This window comes from Prevotella falsenii DSM 22864 = JCM 15124, from assembly GCF_000613945.1.
Lineage (GTDB): Bacteria > Bacteroidota > Bacteroidia > Bacteroidales > Bacteroidaceae > Prevotella > Prevotella falsenii.
Map to the genome: position 1 here is coordinate 1 of NZ_BAJY01000034.1, position 18,675 is coordinate 18,675.

The 18,675-nt window shown below is 43.0% G+C and carries 14 protein-coding genes; 12 read left to right on the plus strand and 2 right to left on the minus strand.

Annotation, left to right across the window (positions count from 1 at the left end; all coding sequences use genetic code 11):
• Positions 1-293 precede the first annotated feature (293 nt).
• The 4 genes from JCM15124_RS10600 to JCM15124_RS10615 all read left to right on the plus strand — a co-directional run bounded on the left by JCM15124_RS10600 (position 294) and on the right by JCM15124_RS10615 (position 5,998).
• Entirely contained in the window at positions 294-1,610 is a 1,317-nt protein-coding gene (locus JCM15124_RS10600; protein ID WP_024999414.1) for an anaerobic C4-dicarboxylate transporter family protein, read from the plus strand.
• A 60-nt stretch (positions 1,611-1,670) separates the two neighbouring features.
• Positions 1,671-2,726 (plus strand): L-asparaginase 2, encoded by a 1,056-nt coding sequence (ansB, locus tag JCM15124_RS10605; RefSeq protein WP_024999415.1) that lies wholly within the window; start codon positions 1,671-1,673, stop codon positions 2,724-2,726.
• 108 nt (positions 2,727-2,834) lie between these two features.
• Entirely contained in the window at positions 2,835-4,031 is a 1,197-nt protein-coding gene (locus JCM15124_RS10610; protein ID WP_024999416.1) for a porin, read from the plus strand.
• A gap of 542 nt (positions 4,032-4,573) precedes the next feature.
• A complete protein-coding gene (locus JCM15124_RS10615; protein ID WP_024999417.1) occupies positions 4,574-5,998 on the plus strand; it encodes an aspartate ammonia-lyase in 1,425 nt (474 codons plus the stop codon).
• Between the two features lie 653 nt (positions 5,999-6,651).
• On the opposite strand, the gene JCM15124_RS10620 is transcribed toward JCM15124_RS10615, so the two are convergent.
• A complete protein-coding gene (locus tag JCM15124_RS10620; RefSeq protein ID WP_024999418.1) occupies positions 6,652-8,826 on the minus strand; it encodes a helix-turn-helix domain-containing protein in 2,175 nt (724 codons plus the stop codon).
• A 490-nt stretch (positions 8,827-9,316) separates the two neighbouring features.
• Here JCM15124_RS10620 and JCM15124_RS16005 point away from each other — a divergent pair, with 490 nt between their 5' ends.
• The 7 genes from JCM15124_RS16005 (at position 9,317) to JCM15124_RS16755 (ending at position 14,674) form a co-directional block, all read left to right on the plus strand.
• A complete protein-coding gene (locus tag JCM15124_RS16005; RefSeq protein ID WP_156930712.1) occupies positions 9,317-9,685 on the plus strand; it encodes a hypothetical protein in 369 nt (122 codons plus the stop codon).
• A 389-nt stretch (positions 9,686-10,074) separates the two neighbouring features.
• Positions 10,075-11,343, plus strand: a complete 1,269-nt coding sequence (locus tag JCM15124_RS10635) for a glycosyltransferase family 4 protein (protein WP_024999419.1) — start codon at positions 10,075-10,077, stop codon at positions 11,341-11,343.
• Positions 11,344-12,123 carry a glycosyltransferase family 2 protein gene (locus tag JCM15124_RS10640; RefSeq protein ID WP_024999420.1) on the plus strand — a complete coding sequence of 260 codons (780 nt, stop codon included), beginning with the start codon at positions 11,344-11,346 and terminating at the stop codon, positions 12,121-12,123.
• 42 nt (positions 12,124-12,165) lie between these two features.
• The gene (locus tag JCM15124_RS10645; RefSeq protein ID WP_024999421.1) at positions 12,166-12,630 is read left to right on the plus strand and encodes a hypothetical protein; all 465 of its coding nucleotides are present in this window, start codon (positions 12,166-12,168) and stop codon (positions 12,628-12,630) included.
• A 100-nt stretch (positions 12,631-12,730) separates the two neighbouring features.
• Positions 12,731-13,135: a hypothetical protein gene (locus JCM15124_RS10650; RefSeq protein ID WP_024999422.1), complete on the plus strand. Its 405-nt coding sequence runs from the start codon at positions 12,731-12,733 to the stop codon at positions 13,133-13,135.
• 185 nt (positions 13,136-13,320) lie between these two features.
• Positions 13,321-14,184 (plus strand): OmpA/MotB family protein, encoded by an 864-nt coding sequence (locus tag JCM15124_RS10655; RefSeq protein ID WP_024999423.1) that lies wholly within the window; start codon positions 13,321-13,323, stop codon positions 14,182-14,184.
• A 304-nt stretch (positions 14,185-14,488) separates the two neighbouring features.
• Positions 14,489-14,674, plus strand: coding sequence for a hypothetical protein (locus JCM15124_RS16755; RefSeq protein WP_084609065.1), 186 nt, complete (start codon positions 14,489-14,491; stop codon positions 14,672-14,674).
• Positions 14,675-15,984: 1,310 nt separating this feature from the next.
• On the opposite strand, the gene upp is transcribed toward JCM15124_RS16755, so the two are convergent.
• Entirely contained in the window at positions 15,985-16,644 is a 660-nt protein-coding gene (gene upp, locus JCM15124_RS10670; protein ID WP_024999424.1) for a uracil phosphoribosyltransferase, read from the minus strand.
• A gap of 282 nt (positions 16,645-16,926) precedes the next feature.
• On the opposite strand from upp, the gene pckA reads away from it, so the two are divergent.
• The gene (gene pckA, locus JCM15124_RS10675; RefSeq protein ID WP_024999425.1) at positions 16,927-18,540 is read left to right on the plus strand and encodes a phosphoenolpyruvate carboxykinase (ATP); all 1,614 of its coding nucleotides are present in this window, start codon (positions 16,927-16,929) and stop codon (positions 18,538-18,540) included.
• The last annotated feature ends 135 nt before the right edge of the window (positions 18,541-18,675 follow it).

Sequence of the window (18,675 nt, forward strand, 5' to 3'; positions counted from 1 at the left end):
ACGTACTTTTTCACTAAAACGTAGGTACTTTTTGGGCAAAAAGTACCTACGTTTTTTTCGAGAAATTCCATATTTTTGTATATCCTTTACTATCAATCACTTACAGAGACACCGAAAGTAACATGAAATCGAGCAATATTTGCTTGTTGAATTTACGTTGCCCGATATTCAACCGAGTATGTTAAAAGATAATAACAAAGTGAATATTTTTGTCAATAAAAGCACCGATGATAGTATAAAAATGTTATTTTTGCATTAGTTTAAATAATGCGAAAACAAACAAAGACTGAATAATGGAACTTTTAGTAATTGGAGAATTACTCGTGGTTTTGGCTATGATTTTTATCGGCGCACGAGTGGGAGGAATTGGATTAGGTATTTACGGCATGATTGGTGTGTTTGTCCTTGTGTTTGGCTTCGGACTTAAACCGGGTTCAGCACCAATCGATGTTATGATGATTATTGTTGCCGTAATTACGGCGGCGGCGGCTTTGCAGGCATCGGGCGGTTTGGAATACTTGGTGGGAGTAGCCGCCAAGTTCCTGAGAAAGCACCCCGAACAGATTACTTACTTTGGTCCGCTTACCTGTTGGCTGTTCTGCATCGTTGCAGGAACGGCACATACGTCTTATTCGTTGTTGCCTATCATCTCCGAAATAGCACAAGCCAACAAGATACGACCCGAACGCCCGATGAGTCTGAGCGTTATTGCAGCCTCGTTGGGAATAACGGGAAGCCCTGTAAGTGCAGCTACCGCAGCATTAATCAGTCAGGATATTCTCGGCGCAAAAGGCATTGAGCTGGGCACCATCCTGATAGTTTGTATTCCGGCATCGCTTGTTGCCATCTTGGTGACAGCCTTCATTCAAAACCGCGTGGGCAAGGAATTGGAGGACGACCCCGAATATAAGCGCAGGGTGGCAGAGGGCATTATCAATCCGGAAGAAGACAGACACAACCTTGAAGTGGCTGAAGAACAGCCTAACCCACGTGCAAAATACTCTGTTTGGGCATTCTTTGCAGGCGTTATCTTGGTGGTAATCTTCGGTTTCTTCCCAAAATTGCGCCCCGAAGGCGTTACCATGAGCCAGACAATCGAAATGATTATGATGTCAATCGCTGCTCTGATACTCTTTGTCGGTAAAGCAAAAGCAAGCGATGCTGTGAATGGAAACATATTTAAGGCAGGCATGAACGCCGTCGTGGGCATCTTCGGTATTGCGTGGATGGGCAGCACTTTCTATATGGGCAACGAAGAATACCTGAACAATGCGCTGTCGGGTATGGTTGCAAGTGCACCTTTCTTGTTTGCAGTGGCTTTGTTCATCATGAGCATCATGCTCTTCTCGCAAGCTGCAACCGTAAGTACGCTCTATCCTGTCGGCGTAGCCTTGGGCATCAATCCGATGTTGCTGGTGGCTATGTTCCCTGCTTGCAATGGATATTTCTTCTTGCCAAACTATCCTACCGAGGTGGCAGCACTCGACTTCGACCGCACGGGAACGACGCATGTGGGCAAGTATGTTATCAATCACAGCTTCCAATTGCCGGGTTTTGTTACAACCATCGTCTCCATTGGCGTGGCTGCGCTTATTGTTCAATTCCTCTAAAGGATAACTAATGTAAAGAGATTACTAAAATATTAACAACTTATCAAAATTCAATTTATTATGAGAAGATTTAAAATTTCAGTTCTGATGACATTGACACTGTTGGTGTCTTCAGTGGTATTGGCACAGAAACCAAAGATTCGTATCTTGGCAACAGGCGGAACAATCGCAGGTGTTTCTGCATCGGCTACAAGCTCTGCGTATGGCGCAGGGCAAGTTGGCGTTCAGACTTTGATAGATGCCGTACCTCAGATAAAGGACGTTGCAAACGTTTCGGGCGAACAGATTGTAAACATCGGCAGCCAAGATATGAACGACGGAGTGTGGTTGAAGTTGGCAAAACGCATCAACCAGCTGTTGAACGAAGAGGGCTACGACGGTGTATTGGTTACTCACGGTACCGACACAATGGAAGAAACAGCTTACTTCCTTTCATTGACGGTTCACTCAGACAAGCCTGTTGTGCTGGTTGGTTCTATGCGCCCATCTACCGCTATCAGTGCAGACGGTCCTGCCAATCTCTACAATGGAATCTGCGCTGTAGCTGACCCATCTTCAAAAGGGCAAGGTGTAATGGTTTGCATGAACAACGAATTGTTTGAAGCAAAGTCTGTTTTGAAGACTCATACCACAGATTGCGCAACTTTCAAAGGCGGTATTTACGGCGAAATGGGTTATGTTTACAACGGTAAGCCGGTTTATTTGCACAAACCAATGGCAAAGCAAGGTCTTCAATCAGAGTTCGATGTAAAGAACCTGACTGCACTTCCAAAGGTGGGTATCGTTTACGGCTATGCCAACTGCTCACCACTTCCAATGCAAGCATTCGTAGATGCCAAGTACGATGGTATCGTTTTGGCAGGTGTGGGCGACGGTAATTTCTACAAAGACGTGTTCGATGTTGCTTTGAAAGCTGTCGGCAATGGCATCAATGTTGTACGTGCAAGCCGCGTTCCTTTCGGTCCTACCAACCTTAACGGCGAAGTGGACGATGCCAAATATCACTTCATTGCATCTTTGAACCTTAATCCGCAAAAGGCACGCGTGCTTCTGATGCTTGCCTTGACAAAGACGAAGGACTGGCAGAAAATTCAGCAATACTTCGCCGAATACTAATTGTCGGGTGTGAAATCGTAAAGGAGCGAGAAAGAAATATCGCCCCTTTACGATGGAAACATTGAGAGAAAACCACTTTTCCTATTTACAACATAAAGACAAAGAATTATGAAAAAGACTATACTTTTAGGCGCATTGTTGGCAATTGCAACAAGCGGAATGGCACAAGACAACCATAGTTATGGTGCAGGAGACGGCGATTTCAAGTCGCTTTCTGAAGAGATTACGAAGCTGAAGAAGCATAACGATATGTTCAACGTTTATTTCAACTACGCTGCTTCCGGTCAGATTTCACAAGATGCAAACAAGGATTGGGGCACAAGGTTTGCCAACAAGCAGTTGCGTATCGAAATAAAAGGTAACCTTACCGACAAACTTTACTATCGTTTGCGCCACCGTCTGAACAAAGCGAACGGTGCACAGAGCGAAGACAACTTCGCCAAAGCCACCGACATTATGATGGTTGGATACAAATTCAACGACAAACTGAAGATTGAAGCAGGTAAGATGTGCCAGATTTGGGGAGGTTTCGAGTTCGACGAAAATCCAATGTACATTTACCAATACTCTGATATGGTAGACAATATGGACAACTTCATGGCAGGTGTGGTACTCAGTTACAAACCGGTACCTACACAAGAACTTGCCTTTGAAGTCAGTGATGCCAACAACAACAAATTTGCAACGGAATATGGAAGCAACGCCGTATCGTTAGAGAAGAACGGGATCCGCCAATTGGAGGCTTCAAGAAATCCGCTGACATACATTGCAAACTGGAACGGTAGCTTCTTTGGCAACAAATTGCTCACACGTTGGTCTTGGGGAATACAGACCCAAGCCGAGCACAAATACTCTCGCATGTTGGTTTTGGGTCAGCAGTTGAACCTTCCAAAATTGCAATGGTACTTCGATTATATGGGCGCATTCGACGGTTTGGACCGTTTAAAGATTGCATCGAGCGAAGTTACGGCAGTGCCCGCACATACAGGAGAGTCATACTTCAGCGATGTTCACTACAATTCGTTCATTACAAAAATGAACTGGCAGTTTGCTCCGCAGTGGAACTTAATGCTGAAAGGTATGTACGAAACAGCAAGCGTAACAAAGATAGAGAAGATGAAGGACTATCGAAAGAGCTACGCTTACATGGGCAGCATAGAGTATTATCCCGCAAAAAGCCAAGACTTCCGCATTTTCTTGGCATACATTGGGCGCAAATACGACTACAGCAAGGCTTCAGGCTTGAAGGATTACAACACAAATCGCATCGAGATTGGTTTCATGTACAGAATAAAAGCCTACTAAATCGTAAAACTTAAAAGAAAGAATACGCCGACTTAAAACCGACATGCTTTAAGTTCGGCTATATAAATCAAAGAGCCCTGTCGAACTCTATTCCCGAGTTCCGACAGGGTTCTTTTATTGTTCTTCAATATCACCTTTAGCAATCACTGTTTATGGGTGCATTTCTCTGCCACCCGCAATACGGTTGAAACGGAGCGTTAATTCCGTTTCTGCACACGCTTTCTTTACTTTATGACAGCAGACGAAGCAGTAACATAAAGTCAGGCAATACCACCTTTACACAGCACCGACGATCCCTTTTCAGCCTGAAACAAAACGATTGTTTCCAATACATAGGATTATGCGTGCACAATGACGGTTTTGCGTCTTTTAAATCATTCGTTAAATATTGCTAAGTTTAAAATGTTTCGCCCCAAAACTTCCCCAACCAACTAATAATTTGCTACATTTGCATTGCTAAGCAAAGGTTTTACAAAAATAAAAACCGCCCCATAAGCAACGAACTTAAACACAATATTTAACTAATAAAATTTGCATACAACATGGCAAACGAAACAAACAACAAAGAATTCCGTATCGAAAGCGACCTCCTGGGCGAACTTCAAGTACCGGCTAACGCATACTACGGTGTGCAGACACAACGCGCAGTAAACAACTACCACATCTCAGGTAAAAGAATGTGCGACTATCCGGACTACGTAATCGCAATGGCTTACGTTAAGCTGGCAGCCGTTGAAACCAACCGCGAATTAGGCGAAATCAACAACGAAATCTGCGACGCAATGGCACAGGCATGCCGCGAAATCATCGACGGCAAGTTCCACGAAGACTTTGTTACCGACATGGTACAAGGCGGTGCAGGCACATCGGTAAACATGAACGCCAACGAAGTTATCGCAAACCGTGCATGTGAAATACTCGGACATCAGAAAGGCGAACACAAATACTGTGCTCCAAACGACCACGCCAACTGCGGTCAGTCTACAAACGACGCATACCCATCGGCAATCCACTTGGCTCTAATCCGCATGAACAAGACATTGGTCGGGAAACTGGCAGCCCTCGTTGCTTCTTTCCGCAAGAAAGCAGAAGAGTTCAAGCACGACATCAAAATGGGACGCACACAGCTCCAAGACGCCGTTCCTATGACAAGCGGTCAGGAATTTAACGCATTCGCCAACCTGCTCGAAGCAGAAATCGACAACTTGAACAAGAGTGCGGAAATGTTCCTTGAAATCAATATGGGCGGTACAGCCATCGGTACCGGCTTGAACGCAGCACCGGGTTTCCCCGAAATATGCGCAAAGAAACTCAGCGAGTTCACAGGCATGCCATTCAAAGCAAGCGAAGACCTCGTTGCAGCAACCCCCGATACAACCGATCTCGTGAACTATAGCAGCGCAATGAAGCGTTTGGCAATCAAGCTCTCTAAGATTTGCAACGACCTCCGCCTCATGGCTTCAGGTCCACGCTGCGGTCTCAACGAGATAAATCTTCCTCCAATGGCACCGGGTTCAAGCATCATGCCGGGCAAAGTAAACCCCGTTATCCCTGAAGTTACCAACCAAACCTGCTTCAAAGTAATTGGCAACGACACAACCGTTATGCTTGCAGCAGAAGCCGGACAGTTGCAGTTGAACGTTATGGAACCTATCATCATGCAGTGCTTGGTAGAAGACATAACATGGTTGGGCGAAGCTTTCGACACACTCCGCGAGAAGTGCATCGACGGCATCACCGTAAACCGCGAACACAACGCAGCTACCGTAAAGCACTCTATCGGTATCGTAACTGCTCTTAACCCATACATTGGCTACAAGAACAGCACAAAGATTGCCAAGGAAGCACTCGAAACCGGTGGTTCAGTTTACGACCTCGTGCTCGAAAAGGGTGTCCTCACAAAGGAACAACTCGACAAGATACTTTCTCCGGAGCACATGCTCGATTCAGAAGAAAAGGTAAAATAAGGCAAATCCCATATAATGCAAAGGTAAACGCCTTACATTAAAAAGGTTAATCCACCCATATAATGCAAAGGTGAACACCTTACATTAAAAAGGTTAATCCTTATAATACATAAAGTATAAAGACTCTGTGCAGCTCTGCACAGAGTTTTTTCATGTGTTTATACAACATAAAAACGTCTGGATAAAAAGCCTGAAAAAAGCCTATGCTTGCTCACGCATACATAGGCCTTGCCACTTAACTAAATAACTCAAAAAATTACTTGACTCAATTATTATTAGTGCGCCTTCATCACGAAGGCATACTAACTTACATTTTTTTGACTATTAACTTACTAATAACTATTTTGTCTGTTTGTAATCAAGACTTATTTATAAGTAATGCAAAGGTATGGATAAAAAAAAGAAAAACCAAACTATTTGCATAAGTTTTTTCTTGAAATTATGATTTTTTATAGCTACCATAGCGTTTTAAAGCGCATATTTGGTCTATACTTCCATAAAGCACAGACAACTTTGCTTCTATTTTCCGCAATCTACTGTTAATGTGTTTGTTTTTTCTTGCTACTATTTCGATGGAATTGTTATTACAAACTTACTGTCATATACAGTATATATAAGCAAACGGCTTTGTTGCAAAGGGTGGTTTAGCTTGTCTATATGCTTTCCTGTTCTTTCTTTTTTTCCTCTGCCAGAACAAAGGTTATATCGTTGTAAGTTATTTCGGGAGGGCAGGCTTCCTTAATGCTTTTGAAGCCTTCGTTGGGCGAAAACTTCTTCAGTACGCATCGAATGGTTGCCACTTTCCGCTCATCTACAAAGTCGGAGGCTTGCAATTCGCCGCTCGCAACATACTTTGCGATATGGTTTACAATGGTTTGCAGCGTAAGACCGCGCTCCTTTGCAATGGCTTTCAAGTCCATTCCGCTTTTATAAAGTTTGTAGCTTATGGCGTGCGTAGCCTCTTTCGGCTTCTTTTCTGCCTTTGCCTTACGCTTTTTGTCGCGTCGTTTTGCACCGTCTTCGTCGCCCATTGATATAAGAATAGTTTCTTGTTTGCACTTCAGATAGCGGCTTGTGCTGAAGTCTTCTTCCATCATATCCTCCAATAGCAATAGCTTTGCATGTCGGGTTTGCTCAAGTTCGGCAATGTTGTTGTCTATGCGTTTCATTGCTTCCTTGTTCTTACTCTCTATGCCTTTGGTTATTTCAATCTGCTCGGAGAATATTTCAATAAGTTCGTTGTAGAAATATCGTGCGCCGCTCTTTATTCTTTCGAGAAATTCGGAGCTGTGCAAGTCTTCCGTTGGCATACTTCTTACAAGCTGTGTCCATTTCGACGACACATCGATAATGCGTTTTTTCAAGTCGTCCAAGGTTGTTCGGTGGAGTGCTATCGTCTTGGCATACTTGTGAAAGTGTTCTGCCAGAGTTCTGAAAAGTGCAGCTTCGAGAGTGGAAATTTCGTTGAAGTTGAACAATTCCATTATCAGCATTCTGTAATACTCCTCTTTCAGCAGTGGCAAATTCCTTATACTTTCCGCTGCACGCATATTCTGTTGGGCAATATAGCTGTCCACCCGTGCATCGTTGATAACGGCATTCCGGTTCAGCGGCGATGCCAATACCAAGCCTTCCAACGAGCGACAACGGCTCAAAGCCACATATACCTGCCCCGAAGCAAAAGCCTGCTGAGCGTCGATAATGGCGTGTTCGAAGGTAAGTCCCTGACTTTTGTGTATGGTAATAGCCCAAGCCAATCGCAACGGATACTGCGTGAAGGTGCCCAACACTTCGCCTTCAATCTGCTTTGTTCGCTCGTTGAGTGTGTAGCGCGTGTTTTCCCACGTTTGCGGCTCTACTTCTATTGCTTCGTCATCGCCGGTACAAGCCACCGCTATCTTTTCTTCGTCAATGTAAGTAATGCGCCCAATCTTGCCGTTGTAGTATCTTTCGAAGCGGTCGTTGTGGATAAACATCACCTGCGCACCGCGTTTCAGTGTCAGTTCATAGTCGGCAGGATAGCTGTTGTCGGGGAATTGTCCCTCCGTTTGTGCGCAAAACTTGAACTCCTCCGATTCTATCTGCCTTAATTGCTTGTTGTTTAGATTGTCGGCAATGCGGTTGTGAGTCGTCAGATGAATATAGTCGCTGCCCTCTTCGGGCTTGAAATTTAGTTTATAACGTTTATTCAGAGTCTCGAAATCCTCGTCTGTTACGTTGCCGTCTCTGAAGTGGTTCAGAACGTTTATGAACGTTTCGTCTTGCTGTCTGAACACTTTCGTCAGTTCAATCGTAACGTACTGTATGCTTTGCAATGCCTTCGAGTCGAAGAAATAAGGCGTGTTGTAGTATCGGTTCAGCAGTTCTTCCTCTTCAGACTTCACCACCGGAGTAAGCTGTTGCAAGTCGCCAATCATCAGAAGTTGCACTCCGCCAAATGGTTTGTCATGTTCTCGGAAGCGGCGGAGCACCGAATCGATAGCGTCAAGTATGTCGGCACGCACCATACTTATCTCGTCGATAACGAGCAAGTCGAGCGTTCGCATTATCTTTCGTTTCTGTTTGCTGTATTCGAAACGCGGTTTTACCATGCTTTCGGGCACGAAAGGCGAAAGGGGAAGCTGAAAAAACGAGTGAATGGTTACGCCACCGGCATTAATGGCAGCCACCCCCGTAGGTGCTACCACCACCATTCGCTTTGTGCTGTGTTGCTTAATGGCACGCAAAAAGGTTGTTTTTCCTGTACCTGCCTTTCCTGTAAGAAAGATGCTGATGCCTGTGTGTTCTACAAAGTCCCACGCATTTTGCAGTTCTATATTCTTTTCCATCGCTTTATTCTCGCTACCGTCCGACAAATTTAATTAAAAAATACGAGGCTCACAAATTTACCATTGATAAAAATCAATCCGCTTGACGCACGGCAATAAATGCGCCCATATTGTACAGTCTTGCCCGAATTGTTTGTCTGAAAACCCAATAAGCCGTAACTTTGCACCCGTAAACAATAGGTAAAAAGTTAAATTAGTGAGGGCAAAGGGCTCTCAAGAGAGGTAAAAAGATAATGTTCATAATATTGATGGTAGTTGCAGTCGTGGCTGCTAACATAGCACAAGCAGTCCACGTAAGTAAAAAAATAGTTGATTAGTTATTATTAGAGAGTAAATTATTTAGGTTAGTTGATGATTTGAGAAAGTAAAAAGGTGGTGTTTCAAACAATGATACACCACCTTTTTCTATTATGTTTGTACGTGCCGGCTTTGCTGTTCTGTCTTTCCATTGCCTTTGTTTTATCTTTCCGGAAGCAGCTGAAGCAAACAGTTGGAAGTCTGTTTTGGTCTACTTCAGACATGGGGTTGCTCTATGTTTTATGGGCGAAAAGAAGGCAATAAAAGTGTAAATATTTATTCACAGCTTCACTGTTGTGTAACTATCTTATTATCAGTACATTCCAAAACCTATTGTTTCGCATTGCAAAACCTACGCTTTTGCACGGTAAAAGCGGCTGTTTTGCGTTGTAAAACCTACGGTTTTGCAATGCCAAAACGAAATTATCATTTTTCTTCAGAATTATATTTACAAAACCAAAGCGATTTTTCGGCATTTTTATTGAACAACGAAAGTAAAACAGCATTGGCTGTATTGCAGTCAAACAAGAGTTCTTTTGCAGCAAGAAGACAAAGGGGATAAAAATAAATGCTGAAACTCTCAACGAGCTTCAGCATTTATTTTGTTTAACCTTAATTGTTTTTTATCTTATGAATAGAGGAAGCCTCACGGTCTCCTTGTTTTCCTTATTTATACAATCTGTTAAACTTTACCTTTAAAAAATAACTAAAAACCTAAATCTATTACTACTAACCTAAACAATCTATTAACCTTTTGACGATGCAAAGATAAAGAGTATTTGAAATTCTTGCAAATATTTTAAGGGTCGTTTTTAACAAAACTGCAAATTCTTGATGTAAGTCAAAGGTTGGCGGGGAGAAGAGGTTAGAATTGTTTTATGGGATTATTTTCTGCTTTTTTCTATTATTTCATTGAAAACTTGTATCTTTGTCAGGTGAAATAAAGGTATGATGAGAGTATTGATTGTAAATACAAGTGAACAAACCGGAGGTGCTGCCGTAGCTGCAAACCGTTTGAAAGATGCGCTGAACAACAACGGAATAGAGGCAAATATGCTTGTTCGTGATAAGTTGAGCGACGACAAGACCGTATTTACAATAAAGAATGGGTGGCGCACACGATGGAACAAGCTGTGGGAACGGTGGTGTATATTCCGGCATCTGCACTTCTCTAAGCACAACCTCTTTGCTATCGATATTGCCAACGCAGGTACCGACATAACGCAGTTGCAGGCGTTTAAAGATGCCGATGTTGTTCATTTGGCATGGATAAATCAAGGTATGCTGTCGCTCAAAGGTATTGAAAAGATACTGAAAACGGGCAAACCGCTTGTGTGGACAATGCACGATATATGGCCCGCCACGGCTGTTTGCCACATTACGTTAGACTGCCGGCAGTTTGAAACCCAATGCAAGGAATGCCGCCTGCTGCCTTCAGGCGTAGGGAGAAACCTTGTACGGAAGACGTGGAAACGCAAGGAAGCAATAGAAGGGCGTTCACATATTATATATATAACGTGCAGCAAGTGGCTGCAAGGCGAGGCAAAGCGAAGTGCATTGATAGGTCAGAACACCATAGAATGTATTCCGAACCCAATCGATACAAACGTTTTCTGCAAGTCAGACAAGGTTGAAGCCCGCAGAAAATTGGGTTTGCCGGCCGATAAACGCTTAATTCTTTTTGCATCGCAGCGGGTTACAAACCGGAACAAAGGTATGAGTTACTTGGTCGATGCGTGCCGAAAGATGGTAGAACAGCACCCCGAAACGTTAGCAAATACTGCGGTTGTAGTGCTCGGAAGCCACGCTGAAGACTTGCGCGAGCACTTCGACTTGCCGATGTTCCCGTTAGGATATGTAAGCGATACACAGCAGATAGTAGATGTTTACAATGCCATTGACGTGTTTGTGTTGCCATCGTTGTCGGACAATCTGCCCAACACTATAATGGAAGCAATGGCTTGTGGCGTGCCCTGTGTTGGTTTTAAGGTGGGCGGTATTCCCGAAATGATAGACCACGAGCGCAATGGCTATGTGGTGAAAATGAAAGATGCGGCTGATTTGGCATACGGAATAAACTGGGTGCTGAACGTTGCCGACTACGAAAAGCTGTCTTCCGATGCAGTAGAAAAGGTGAAACAATGCTATTCGCAAGCGCGTGTAGCTACGCAATACATAGACATTTACAAGAGAGCACTTGCTTATTCAAAGAACAAATAAATGATAACATTCTCAGTAATCACCATTACCTATAACGCAGCCGATGTGTTGCAGCCCACGTTAGACAGTGTGCTGATGCAGGATTTCCCCACGGTGGAACACATTATCGTGGACGGTGCATCGACAGACAATACCGTAACGATAGCTGAAGCCTATAAAGAAATGTCGGACAGTACCGAAAACGGCCATATCGTTCGTATCGACAGCGAGCCCGATAAAGGCTTGTACGATGCTATGAATAAAGGTTTGGTGCGTGCAAAGGGCGATTATGTAGTGTTTCTGAATGCCGGCGACCGTTTTCCTGCGGCTGATACACTCGAGAAAGTGGCATTGGCAGCCGAGGTGGGAGACGGCGAAGAACGCCCCGCAGTGGTATATGGAAATACTGATATTGTAGACGAAAAAGGCAATTTCCTGTATCCTCGCAGATTGCAACCGCCCGAAAAACTGACTTGGCGTTCGTTCCGCGATGGTATGCTGGTATGCCATCAAGCCTTTTATGCGCGCTTGGATATAGCACGGAAAACACCTTTCGACACACGCTATCGTTATTCTGCCGATGTGGATTGGTGTATAAAGATAATGCGCAAAGGCGAACGGAAAGGGCTGTTGATAAGAAACGTGCATGCCGTAATAGCCAATTACATGGAAGAAGGGCAAACTACAATGCACCATCGTGCATCGCTTCGCGAGCGTTTTCAAGTAATGTGCAAGCACTATGGCGTATTCCCTACCCTTGCAAAGCACATTTGGTTCATCATAAGAAAGCTCATAAAATAACGAAATCATAGAAGTATTAACGAATTAAATCCTCAAAGTAAAATGAAAACAAAGATTGTTTATACCCTGCTGACTTTCCTTTTTATAGGAATAAGCACAAGCGTGAGCGCACAGACAAATGCGGTTCTAAACTATCCTGTGCCTGCAAAGAAACAGGTTTCAAAAGCAAAACAAAACAAGCAGACTGCTGATAAAAAGCAACAAACAGAAACTTACGCAACGGAAGACTGCGATGTTTACACGACAGACACTACAACGTATAAGAAGAAAACATCTGAAGAAAAGATAAAAGAAGGGCTTAGCACCATTGGCGACGGTATGGAACAGTTTATGGAACGCGAGTCGGAAGCCATCGGACGAATTGCAGGCAAAGCCGAAAAGAACAGCAAGAAGTTCCTGAAAAAGCTGAGCGAGGCAGGAAAGAAGTTCGGCAACAATGTCGATAAAAGCCTCAACAAGGCAAGCGATGCTTTTTCTGACCGCCAAATAAGCAAGAAGAAACAGTAGCATTTTGTGCATTCTTTTGGTGGTATTGGATATTTTCAGTACTTTTGTGCAATAGAAACAACTTTGCTTTCGCATACGTTCGTTATTCTACAATGTGCTTATGAACTCACAAGGAAATAAGAAACCTACATACACCAAGCCCGTTGCCATCTGTGCAGGGGTGCTTCTCTTTGGTTCGCTGTTGTTGTCGTTCCTAATGGCAACGCGCGATATGGCACCGCCACGCAAGTACGAAGTGGATATGTCGGGTGCGGTCATAGGTATCGATACCACATCGAAAATTCCGGTATTGACGAAAGAAGAGGCGAAGGAAGTAGAGGTAAAGGAAAACAAGAAGGTAGATTACGTTGATTCGGAAGACGGAAACGGCAACATAAACGATATACCTGAACCCGAACCCATCGCAGTTCCGGCAATACCACCGCCCCCTATAAAGGAGGAAACGGGAAGCAACGGCACGCAGCCTTCCGAGGTAAAAGCCCCCAAAATAGAACCTATTGAGTAAAACGTATAGCGTTTTTGGCGTATAAATACTTAAACTCGCTTAAAATAAGCTAAAGCTATTTTACTTTTATAGCTATCTGCCATCAAATGAATATCTTTGCACAATAAGTAGATATAATATATCTGTGCTTGATGTATTCGAGCAAAACAAATGTAATGAGTATAAATTAAAAAACTGTTAGCAATATGAAAAAGAACCTTTTAGTATTGACCTTGTGTGCAGGTGCACTGTTGATGACAGGTTGTGCCAGCAAGAAAGATTTGCAAAACTGCCAGTCGGAAAACCAACGTCTATCGAGCGAATACCAAAATGCCAAAGAAACAATTGCAGCAAACAATGCTCGCATAAAGAGTTTGGAAGACCAATTGGCACAGGCAAAAGCAAGTGCAGCAGCCTTGCAAGGTAGTCTCGACAAGAGTTTGAACAATGCCAATTCGAACAATATCAATATTTCAAAATTGGTAGACCAAATCAACGAGAGCAATCAATACATTCGCCACCTTGTGGAAGTAAAGACCAAGAGCGACTCGCTCAACCTTGTTCTTACCAACAACCTTACACGCAGTCTCAGCAAAGAGGAACTTAAGGAAGTCGATGTACAGGTGTTGAAGGGCGTTGTTTACATCTCATTGGCAGACAATATGCTCTATAAGAGCGGTTCATACGAAGTAAACGAACGGGCAGAACAAACCCTTAGCAAGATTGCAAAGATTATTACCGATTACAGAGACTACGATGTGCTGATAGAAGGTAATACCGACAACGTGCCCGTAAATGCACAGAGCGAGAAGATGAAGAACATTCGCAACAATTGGGACCTCTCTTGTTTGCGTGCTTCATCGGTAGCACAGTACTTGCAAAACCGATTTGGCGTAGACCCAAAACGTCTGACTGCAGGTGGCCGTGGCGAGTATAACCCACTCGCAACCAACGATACCGAGCTTGGAAAGCAGCGCAACCGCCGTACACAAATTATCATTACTCCGAAGCTCGACCAGTTTATGGATCTTATTGGCGAAGCACCTGAAACAGGAAATTCGCAGAAATAGAATTGTTCAACAATGGAAAAGTTTTTCCTTTTTCTTGTGAACAATCCTGCAATGGTAAAGTATAACCGATGGTTAATACAACCAATTGCCTTCATACTGTGTTGCTAAACAATCTATTATGCCGGGAAATGTGCCGGTGAAGCAGCCTATTATCTGCTAAATTAGATTGTTGCGAACACACCGACATAAGGTCTTCAAATGTACAGAATTTACATTTGAAGACCTTTTTTTATTGTCATTCTGACCGTATAGATACGACTGAAAAAGGCAACAAGACTGTAATTATTTTTCATAATCAATTCTCTTGCATAACTCCTTATTTATCAACGCATTGCAAAACCAATTGTTTTGCGTTTCAAAAGCGGCTGTTTTGCACGGTAAAAGCGTAGGTTTTGCATCGCAAAACAGCCGCTTTCGCGATGCCAAATCGAAATTATCATTTTTCAAACAAATTATCTTTACAAAACAACGGCTTTCGTCCCGATGTTGATACAGTCACGACTTTGATTTTTCCCTGTGCATTCCGTACAACCGTAGCGCAACCTCTGTCCCGTTTTTTTAGGTTTGATACGCAACGAAAACGAGGAATGCTAATGGCGAATATGTGGCAATACATGGTCGTTTCTCGTTGGTATCTACCTATTTTATTTGTGGGCATGCCCCTTTTTATGTGCGGTTGTGAGCCTGTACTTACCCTTCGCCACCGTAATTCTCGTTGTTTTTTAATTTTTTCAAAGTCATTCTTTATTGTTTTCTCTAATTTATTGGTATCTTTGCAGTGGGGTACGAAGACCACAATCTAAGACAAAGACCTCGGCGTGGTGGTGTTAGGGGAGTCGCCTAATAACATGGACAGTTTTCGTACTCAAACGCAAAGGGGCATGTAGACACCACTATCCAACCGTATGACGCGGATTTGCCACGTGTGGCATAACCAAGAATTAGGACGGCGGACGTAAGGACTGCATGTCTCTGACTTTTTACTTGCAATGGATAATCCGCCCTTTTCTTATTCCATTTGAACGCAGCTCGTAAAACGTCGGTTATATTTAGTATTGCAAGGATATTTATTTAAAAGCTAATCACAACTCTGAAAGACAAAAGTATTTGGCATAATGAGTTGTATTTACCAATACAAAAACACTAATTTTAAAGCAATCGCAACCGATACCACTTCCGATTTATTGTTCTAAAATCAAGTAAATGGGACAATAAATTTAACACAAGCGGAAAGGGTGAAATAGAGAAAAAGAGAGCAGGAAAATAGGGCTTGAAAAGTGAAAGAGCCGCTTTTGCAATGCAAAACAATAGGTTTTACCGTGCAAAACCTACGGTTTTGGAACGCGAAAACGGCTCTTTTGCAAACCAAAAAGATGACGACGGAGCAGAAAATGTGGTCTATACACGCATAAAAGTGTTCGTTTTGTAACGTAGAAGATATGGTTTCGCTGCACAGCACTACCCTATAAGGACACAACAATCTATAAATAAACCTCTTACGGTAGCACGTAAATGCTGGCGTTATTTGCAAATAAATAATTTGAAGTGCAGAAAAGTGCCCGTAATTTCGAAGTTGAGGTTCTTGAATTTAACACTATCGGAGCCGTTTTAACGAATATTCAGATTTCAAAAAAAGTAGGTTTATGCAAGCTAAAAAAAATAGAAGTAGGGAGAGAAAAAGAAAAAATAAAGCAGAAAGGAGTAGTTTCTTGCGTCGCTACTCCGCTTTATTTTATAGAAAAAACCTGTCTTGCAATGACCAATATCAGCCATTGCCACTGTATGGTTTATAGGTTGTGCTTAGAGTTTTTCGCCGTAACAAAGGTCGCCAGCATCGCCGAATCCGGGAACAATGTACTTGTGTTCGTTCAAGCCTTCGTCGATTGCACCGCACCAAATGGTGGTTTTATTGTCGGGGAAAGTCTTTTTAATGTGGTCGATACCTTCCGGCGAAGCGATTACACAAGCTACATGGACGTGGCGAGGTGTACCTTTAGAGAGTATCGCCTTATAGCCAAGTTCCATCGAACCACCTGTTGCCAACATCGGGTCGGCAATAATGAGGGTTTTGCCGTCGATATTCGGTGTCGCCAAATACTCTACGTGAATGCCTACTTCGTGGTGTTCCTTGTCCTTGTATTCCCTGTATGCGCTTACGAAAGCATTGCCTGCATGGTCGAAAATGTTGAGAAATCCGTTGTGGAAAGGAAGTCCTGCGCGAAAGATAGTAGCAAGCACAATCTTGTCGGTAGGTACGTTTACCTTTGAAATACCCAGCGGTGTATGGACTTCCTTCATTTCGTACTGAAGTGTTTTAGATATTTCGAATGCTTCGAACTCTCCTATTCGCATTACGTTGTTACGGAAAAGGAGACGGTTTGTTTGGTAGTCCTTGTCGCGGATTTCTGCCATGTACTGGTTTACAATGGAGTTTTGTTCCGAGAAGTTAATGATTTCCATTTTTTCTTGTTATAGTATGGTTAAATTGGGGTGATAGTTTTTATGCGCCCAAAATTGTGGCAAAATTAAGAAAATAGTTTATTATTTGCAACGTCTGAATAGCAAATATCTGCCGGTAATAATATTTTTTATATTCTTTAACCTTGCAAACGTCTTATCGTTGCATTTTTTATACCTATGATTTTGCATTACATCATAAAATTATTACCTTTGCGGTGCTTTTTTAAGGTAAAGTTGTTACAAGATACGGAAATTAATTTCAACATTATATAATATTTACAAATGGCAAAATTTGATAAGAGCGTACTTGCTAATTATGGTATTACAGGCGCAAAAGAAGTGTTGTACAACCCTTCATACGAAGTATTGTTCAACGAAGAAACAAAAGAGAGTCTTGAAGGTTTCGAAGTAGGTCAAGAAACAGAACTTGGTGCTATCAACGTAATGACAGGTATCTACACCGGTCGTTCTCCTAAAGATAAGTTTATTGTTGATGATGAAAACTCACACGACACAGTATGGTGGACATCTGAAGAGTACAAGAACGATAACCACAGAGCTACTAAGGAAACTTGGAATGCAGTAAAGGAAATCGCAAAGAAGGAACTTTCCAACAAGCGTTTGTTTGTTGTTGATGGTTTCTGCGGTACTCACAAAGATACACGTATGAAGGTGCGCTTCATCATGGAAGTAGCATGGCAGGCACACTTCGTTACAAACATGTTCATTCGCCCACAAAGCGAAGAAGACTTTGAACAAGAACCTGACTTCATCGTTTACAACGCATCAAAGGCTAAAGTGGATAACTGGAAGGAACTCGGCTTGAACTCTGAGACTGCAGTTGTGTTCAACGTAACTTCTAAAGAACAAGTTATCATCAACACATGGTACGGTGGCGAAATGAAGAAGGGTATGTTCTCTATGATGAACTACTTCTTGCCATTGAAGGGTATTGCTTCTATGCACTGCTCTGCAAACACCGATTTGAACGGAGAAAATACAGCAATCTTCTTCGGTCTCTCCGGTACCGGTAAGACAACACTGTCTACCGACCCTAAGCGTAAGCTCATTGGAGACGACGAACACGGCTGGGACGACAACGGTGTGTTCAACTTTGAAGGTGGTTGCTATGCGAAAGTAATCAACCTCGACCCGGAAGCTGAACCTGATATTTACGGTGCTATCCGCCGCGACGCATTGCTCGAGAACGTTACAGTAGACAAAAACGGTAAGATTGACTTCGCTGACAAGAGCGTAACCGAGAACACTCGCGTGTCTTATCCTATCTACCACATCAAGAATATCCAACGTCCACTCTCTCAAGGTCCGGCTGCAAAGCAGGTAATCTTCTTGAGTGCTGACGCTTTCGGTGTGCTTCCTCCGGTATCAATCCTCGATTCTGAGCAGACAAAATACTACTTCCTCTCCGGATTTACAGCTAAGTTGGCAGGTACAGAACGCGGTATCACAGAACCAACTCCTACATTCTCTGCTTGCTTCGGACAGGCTTTCTTGGAGCTTCACCCAACAAAGTATGCTGAAGAATTGGTTAAGAAGATGGAAAAGAGCGGTGCTAAGGCTTACTTGGTGAACACCGGTTGGAACGGTACAGGCAAGCGTATCTCTATTAAAGATACACGTGGTATCATCGATGCAATTCTGAACCATTCTATCGACGCTGCTCCAACAAAGCAGATTCCTTATTTCAACTTCACTGTTCCTACAAAGTTGGAAGGTGTTGATACCAACATTCTTGACCCACGCGATACATACGCTGACGCAGCACAGTGGGAAGAGAAGGCTAAAGACCTTTCAAACCGTTTCATTAAGAACTTCAAGAAGTACGAAGGAAACGAAGCCGGCAAGAAGCTTGTAGCAGCCGGCCCACAGCTCTAATATATATAAGGTGTAACTGAAACACTTTATTGAAACCCTTAATCTCACCTCTGCACGTAGCAGGGGTGAGATTTTTTATGATTTAATGTGGTTATAATCAGAAGATAGCAAATGCAAAAATATAAGCAAAAAGGC